The sequence below is a fragment of the Deinococcus pimensis DSM 21231 genome (assembly GCF_000519345.1).
Classification (GTDB): Bacteria; Deinococcota; Deinococci; order Deinococcales; family Deinococcaceae; genus Deinococcus_A; species Deinococcus_A pimensis.
On sequence record NZ_KI912664.1, the window covers coordinates 2,195 to 9,031 of the forward strand.

The 6,837-nt window shown below is 69.7% G+C and carries 5 protein-coding genes and 1 pseudogene; all 6 read right to left on the bottom strand.

Annotated elements, in window-relative coordinates:
* Nucleotides 1-260 (bottom strand): annotated as a pseudogene (locus tag DEIPI_RS40245) (branched-chain amino acid ABC transporter permease); the annotation flags it as partial.
* A gap of 111 nt (nucleotides 261-371) precedes the next feature.
* Complete coding sequence (locus tag DEIPI_RS0117590) at nucleotides 372-1,508, bottom strand: ABC transporter substrate-binding protein (RefSeq protein ID WP_027482622.1); 1,137 nt, start codon at nucleotides 1,506-1,508, stop codon at nucleotides 372-374.
* A gap of 167 nt (nucleotides 1,509-1,675) precedes the next feature.
* Nucleotides 1,676-2,638 carry a 3,4-dihydroxyphenylacetate 2,3-dioxygenase gene (gene hpaD / locus DEIPI_RS0117595; protein ID WP_027482623.1) on the bottom strand — a complete coding sequence of 321 codons (963 nt, stop codon included), beginning with the start codon at nucleotides 2,636-2,638 and terminating at the stop codon, nucleotides 1,676-1,678.
* Nucleotides 2,631-4,124, bottom strand: a complete 1,494-nt coding sequence (gene hpaB, locus DEIPI_RS0117600; RefSeq protein ID WP_027482624.1) for a 4-hydroxyphenylacetate 3-monooxygenase, oxygenase component — start codon at nucleotides 4,122-4,124, stop codon at nucleotides 2,631-2,633. Before hpaB ends, hpaD begins: the two co-directional genes overlap by 8 nt.
* A 16-nt stretch (nucleotides 4,125-4,140) precedes the next feature.
* Entirely contained in the window at nucleotides 4,141-5,697 is a 1,557-nt protein-coding gene (gene hpaE / locus DEIPI_RS0117605; RefSeq protein ID WP_027482625.1) for a 5-carboxymethyl-2-hydroxymuconate semialdehyde dehydrogenase, read from the bottom strand.
* Between the two features lie 4 nt (nucleotides 5,698-5,701).
* Entirely contained in the window at nucleotides 5,702-6,502 is an 801-nt protein-coding gene (locus DEIPI_RS0117610; RefSeq protein ID WP_027482626.1) for a fumarylacetoacetate hydrolase family protein, read from the bottom strand.
* Nucleotides 6,503-6,837: the final 335 nt, after the last annotated feature.

Here is a 6,837-nt window from a genome sequence, read left to right on the forward strand (position 1 = left end):
CGGCGCGCTCGCAGGTGACCGGCGGCCTCCACGAGCGCCGCGAAGGCCGTCACGGCCAGCAGCAGCCACAGCGTGCCCGGCGTGCGCCCCAGCTGCAGCGACGCGAGGGTGAGCGCGCCGAAGGTCACGAACTCGCCCTGCGCGACGAAGATGACCCGCGTCACGGCGAACACGAGGACGAGCGCGAGCGCCAGCAGGGCGTACACCGCGCCGTTCGTGACGCCGTCGGCGGCGAGGATGGAGGCGATCTGGAAGTCCAAGGGGGTTCTCCTTCGGAGGAGCCGTCAGCGATCAGCCGTCAGCCCTCAGCGGTCAGCCGTCGGTGAGGAGGCGTCCCTGGAACTGATGACTGACCGCTGACGGCCGAAGACCTACTTCAGCAGCTTCCAGGTGCCGTTCTCGACCGTCACCATCACGCGGGCGCGCGCGTCGAGGCCGAGGTGGTCCGTGGAGGACAGGTTGAAGATGCCGTGCGTGCCGATCACGTTGCGCGTCCCTTCGAGCGCGTCGCGCAGGCCGTCACGGAAGGCGGGCGTGCCGGGCTTCCCGGCCTTCAGGGCGCGCGGCAGGGCCTTCTGAAGCAGCAGGCCAGCGTCCCACATGTGCCCGCCGAAGGTGTTGATGGTGCCCGCGCCGTACTTGTCCTCGTAGAGCTTCGTGTAGGCCAGCCCGACCTTCTTGTTGGGGTTCGTGTCGGGAAGCTGGCTCGCCACGAGGATCGGCCCGGCGGGCAGGATGGCGCCCTCCACGTCCTTGCCGCCGACGCGCAGGAAGTCCGGGTTGGCGACGCCGTGCGTCTGGTAGATCTTGCCCGCGAAGCCGCGGTCCTTGAGGGCCTTCTGCGGCACCACGCCCGGCACGCCCGACGCGCCGATCAGCACGGCGTCGGGACGCGCCGCGACGATCTTGAGGGCCTGTCCGGTGACGCTGGTGTCGGTGCGGTTGTACGTCTCGGTCGCGACGATACGGATGTTGCGCGCCGCCGCGTTCTTGCGGAGTTCCGCCAGCCAGCCCTCGCCGTAGGCGTCGTTGAAGCCGATGTAGCCGACGGTCTTCACGCCGTTCGCGGCCATGTGCTGCACGACTGCCGCCGCCATGAGGGCGTCCGTCTGCGGGGTCTTGAAGACCCAGGAGCGCTTCGCGTCGACGGGCTTGATGATCGCCTCGGACGCCGCGAGGGAGATCATGGGGACCTTCGCGTCGGACGCCACGTCGATCATCGCGAGGCTCGCGGGCGTCGTGGTGGTCCCGATGATGAGGTCCACCTTGTTCTCCTGGATGAGCTTGCGGGTGTTCGTGACGGCGGTCGTCGTGTCGGACGCGTCGTCGAGGACGATGTAGTTCACCTTCTGCCCGGCGATGGTGGTCGGCAGCAGGGACACCGTGTTGCGCTCCGGGATGCCGAGCGACGCGGCGGGACCCGTCGTGGAGACGACGACGCCCACGTTGACGTCGGCGAGGGCGGTGGCGGCACAGATGAGGACGGCGGACAGGATGAGGCGGTTCATGCGGGACCTCCGGGGTGGGGTGGGACGCGGACCGCGCCGGGCGGCGCGGACGTGGCGGACCGTGGGCGTCGCCCGTGAGGGAGCGCCCGGTGAACTGTCGTTACGACGTACAGTATCTCACGAGGCGCGCCCCGACTGCGTGATCGTGCAATGTCGTGCAACTTCATTCAGATGACGTGCACCGGCAGGCCCCGCAGTCGACCCTCGCGCGGCGTCACCCAGCCCCCCTCGAAGGCCTCCAGCAGCGAGCCCTCCTCGAACCAGCTCCTCGGCGTCCGCGCGCCCCACAGCGTCTGACGGCGCGGATCGTCGAGATGCCAGCGCACCGGCTCGAAGTCCGGGTCCACCGTCACGTAGTCCGACGTGTACAGCTCGATGCGGTGCCCGTCCGGGTCACGGACGTACAGGAAGAACGCGTTGGAGATGCCGTGCCGCCCCGGCCCGCGCTCGATCGCCTGGGGCATCCGCGCGCCCGCGAGGATGTCGCACGCCCGGATGATGCTCATCGCGTCCGGCATCCAGTACGCGAAATGATGCATCCGCGGTCCCGTGCCGTTCGTCAGCGCGAGGTCGTGCACCGCGCCGCGCCGCTGGATCCACGCGGCCCACACGTTCCCGTCGTCGTCCTCCGTGAACTCCGACAGGCGGAACCCGAGTTCATCCATGTACCAGCGCATGGTGCCCTCCACGTCGGGGCTCATCACGTTCACGTGATCCACGCGCTGCAGGCCCGGCCCGCGGTGCAGGTGGTAGTCCTGCAGCAGCCAGCGGTGCGTGCGGCTCTCGGCGTAGAACGCCACGGGCGTCCCGAAGGGATCCTGCATCCGCAGCAGCCTCGGGCGGTCGAGCTCCTCCTCCCAGCGCCACGGCAGCCCCCGCGCCTCCGCGAGCGCCACGAGCGCGTCGAGGTCCGCCTCGCCCCGCACGCGGTACGCGACGTGCCGCACGCCCGCCTCGGGCGCGAGCTGGAGCTTGAGGGTCCACTCGCGGTCCTCCACGCCGCGCAGGTACAGCGCGCCCGGCGTCTCGTGCAGCACGTTCAGACCCAGCAGCCCCACGTAGAACTCGCGCGAGCGCTCCAGGTCCGTGACGTACAGGACGCAGTGCGCGACGCGGATGACGTCAATCATCGGCAGCCACCGTCAACGGCGTCTCGCGCCGCTCCAGGAAGCCGCGCACGCGCTCCACGTACGGGGCCTTGTCGTACACCTCGTACAGGGCGCACTGCATCCGCACCGGGTCACCGAAGAAGTGCTTCTCGTACAGGTTCTGCCGCGCGCCGAAGCTGCTCAGGGTCATGTCCCACGCGAGGCGGAAGAGCCGCAGGCGCTCCTCGGCGGTGCCGTTGCCCGCCTGCAGGTACTTCGCGATGTGCGGCCCCATCGGGCCCTCGCGGTCCGCCTTCGTCGGCATCATGATGATGCCCGACGCGCCGAGCAGCTGGATCAGCTCGTTGAGGCGCGGGTACACCTGCGGGTAGTAGTTGCGCGCCGCGTCCAGCGGTCCGCGCGCCGGGGTCATCACGCCGTAGTCGTTGACGGTGGCGCCCTCCTCGGCGGCGACGCGCAGCGCCTTCATGATCTCCAGCGTCACGATGAACTCGCTGACCTTCTGCTGCACGTGCTGGAACTGCCCCGAGCCGATGGTGTTCACGATGCTCTGCGCGACGCCCAGCAGGGCCTCGGTCTTCGCGATCTTGCCGCACACCACCTGATGCGCCATGTGCAGCACCGCCGTCGTGCGCCCGTACGCCTGGTTGGCGAGCTTCACGTCGTACAGCAGGAACACCCGCTCCCACGGCACGAGCACGTCGTCGAAGATCACGAAGGCGTCCTGCTCGTCGAAGCGCGAGCTCAGCGGGTGGTCCTCCACGTCCCGCCCGAGGTCGAAGGGCTCGCGGCACTGGAAGTACAGCCCCGGCGCGTTCGTCGGCACGGCGAAGGCCATCGCGTACTGGCTCTTGTCGGCGTTCTCCTTGAGGACCGTGGACGGGAAGATCAGGATCTCGTCCGCGATGGGCAGGGTCGCCATCATGCGCGCGCCGCGCACGACGATGCCCTCGTCCGTCTCCCTGACCACGCCGAGCGCGATGAAGGGGTCGGGCATCTCGGAGGCCATCTTCGCGCGGTTCACCTGCGGGTTCGTCAGGGCGTGCGTGAGGCACAGGTCGTGATCCCGCACGTACTCGTAGTAGCGGCGCATGTTCTCGCCGTAGTTGCGGCCCGAGCCCACGGGGCCGCTCCCCTCGCAGCCCTCGAAGTACTCGGGCGCCATCGCGGCCGCCATGAGGTTCACGTTCATGTAGTCGGGCGTGCGGCCCATGAAGCCGAGGCTCGCGTCCGCCCAGGCCTTGTGCATGTCGCCGCGGCGGCGCAGGTCCTCCTTCGTGCGGGGCACGAGGAAGCTCATGCCGTAGCGCTCGCCGTTCTCCTCGTACGTGAGGACGTCACGGTACGCGGGATCGTGCTGCAGGTCGTAGAGCCCCGCCAGGGAGTGCGCCACGTGCATCGTCTTGGGGTGGGTGGTGGGGTCCTGCACGCGCTCGCCGTCGATGTACAGCGTCGGCGGGTTGCGCCTGAGGCCTTCGAGGAACTGCGCTCCGGTTCTCGCTCCCATGCTGGTCACTCCTCCTTCACTCTGCAAGCTTCCTGTCCGCCGCGTCCTTCGCGGGCTGGGCCTGACCCACCCCGAGCCGCGCCGTTTTGTGGGTTCCGAGGCTGATCGCGACGTTCTTCGTCTCCATGTAGAAGTCGAAGCTCCAGTCGCCGCCGTCACGGCCGATGCCGCTGTTCTTCACACCGCCGAAGGGCGTCGGCAGGTGCCGCACGTTCTCGCTGTTCACCCACACCATGCCCGCCTCCAGGCCCCCCGCGAAGGTGTGCGCGCGGGTGAGGTCGTTCGTCCAGAGGTACGCGGCGAGGCCGTAGCGCACGCCGTTCGCGAGCGAGAGCGCCTCCGCGTCCCCCGTGAAGGGAATCGCCGTCAGGACGGGGCCGAAGATCTCCTCCTGGCTGACGCGCATGTCGCCCCGCGCGCCCGTGAAGAGCGTCGGCGTCACGAAGTTCCCCTCGATGACCTCGCCGCCCGCCGCCACGGTCGCGCCCTCCTGCCGGGCGAGGTCGAAGTACGACGCGACCTTCTGCGTGTGACGCGGGTGCACGAGGGGTCCCACCTCCGTCGCGGGATCGAAGGGGTCGCCCACGCGGATGCTCCGGGCGCGCTCGGCGACGCGGGCGGTGAACTCGTCGTAGATCGCGTCCTCCACGAGGAGGCGGCTGCTGGACGTGCAGCGCTCCCCGTTGAGGCTGTAGATCATGAACACCACCGCGTCGAGGGCCTTCTCGAGGTCCGCGTCCGCGAACACCACGACGGGATTCTTCCCGCCGAGCTCGAAGTGGACGCGCTTGAGGGTGTCCGCGCCCTGCCGCATGATGTGGCTGCCCGTCGTGGTTTCCCCGACGAACGCGATGGCGTGGATGTCGGGGTGCTCCGTGAGCGCGCGGCCCGCCGTCTCGCCGTACCCGTGGACGAGGTTCACGACGCCCGCCGGGACGCCCGCCTCGTGCATGATCTCCGCGAGCAGGGTCGCCGTGACGGGACTCCACTCGGCGGGCTTGTGCACGACCGTGCAGCCCGCCGCGAGCGCCGGGGCGATCTTCCAGGTGGACAGCATGAACGGCGTGTTCCACGGCGTGATCACCCCCACCGGCCCGATGGGGGTGCGGGTCGTGTAGTTCAGGAAGCCCTCGGTGGGGAGGGTCAGGCCGTCACGGGCCTCCGGCGCACGGTCCGCGAAGAAGCGGAAGTTCTCCGCGCCGCGCGCCGCGGCGCTCTTCATGAAGCGGATCGCCTGACCCGTGTCGAGCGTCTCGAGGTGCGCGATCTCGTCCGCGCGCGCCTCGATGAGGTCCGCGACGCGGTGCAGGATCTTCTTCCGTTCCGTCCCCTTGAGGTCCCGCCACGCGGGGAAGGCCTCCTTTGCCGCGCGCGCCGCGCGGTCCACGTCGGCGGCGTCGCCGCGCGCGACGCGCGCGATGACGCTCCCGTCGATGGGGGAGAGCGTCTCGAAGGTCTCGCCGCCCAGGGCGTCCACCCACTCGCCGCCGACGAAGTGCTTCAATCCGCGCGCGGCGACGCCCTCGCGCAGGCGCGTCACCTTCTCGGGTTCGGTTCTCGTGATGACCGTCATGCCCTCACCTTCCGTCCCAGACGGGCTCTTTGTCCTCGCGGCCCTGGATGGGCTCCGCGTCCTCGGTCTCCATCTGCACGTCGTTCACGAGCGTGCCGAGGCCCTCCACCTCCAGCCGCATCACGTCGCCGGGCCGCACGTGCGAGATGCCCTTCGGGGTGCCCGTGAGGATCACGTCGTGTTGTTGGAGGGTCATGAAGCGCGAGATGTGCTCGATCAGCTCGGGAATGGAGAAGATCATGTCCCTCGTGCTGCCCTCCTGCCGCAGTTCGTCGTTGACGTAGGCGCGCAGGGTGAGGTCGTGCGGGTCGCGGATCTCGTCGGCGGTCACGAAGTACGGCCCGAGCGGTCCGAAGGTGTCCCAGCCCTTGCCGCGCAGGGGGGGCCGGAAGGTGTTCGTGACGTAGTCGCGCACGACGAGGTCGTTGCCGATGGTGTAGCCGCCCACGTACTCCATGGCGTCCTTCGCCTTCACGCGGCGGGCGTCACGGCCGATGATCACGCCGAGCTCCACCTCGTAGTGCATGAACTCCGCGCCGCGCGGGTAGATGACGGTGCCGCCGTGCGGCAGCAGGGTCGTGTTGGGCTTCCAGAACAGCGCGGGCTCGCTGGGCTGCGTCAGCCCGAGCTCACCGGCGTGGTCGTGGTAGTTCAGCGCGAGCGCGATGACCTTCGGCGGGTCCACCGGCAGGCGGAAGGTGACGTCCTCGGGGCGGTGCGCCTCCCCGGCGTGGTCCACGAGCAGATTCCCTTCGAGGCGGCCCGTGAGGGCGCGTCCCCGGGAGATGAAACGGGCGAGCTTCACGCGGACGTCCTCGCGGGCTCGAATGCGGGTTCGGTGGGCACGGTGTTCCTCCTGGAAGGGCGTGCCCGGAGGGTGGTCCTGCGCGGCCTCCGGGCGCGCGGCGGGTTGTCGATACGGGCAGCCTAACAACTGGTAGGCTGCGGGTGAAGTTCGAATCCACAAAAAGACCGCCCTTCCTCGTGGAGAAACACAATGACCGAGACCAGCTCCCTGGGCGCCCTCCTGCGGGCCCTGCGCGGACCGAAACCCGAACGCGACCTCGTGGACGCCCTCCTCGCGCGCGGCGCGACGGGCGCCGCCGTGTACGCCGCCTGGGGCGAACTCCTCGCCGGGGC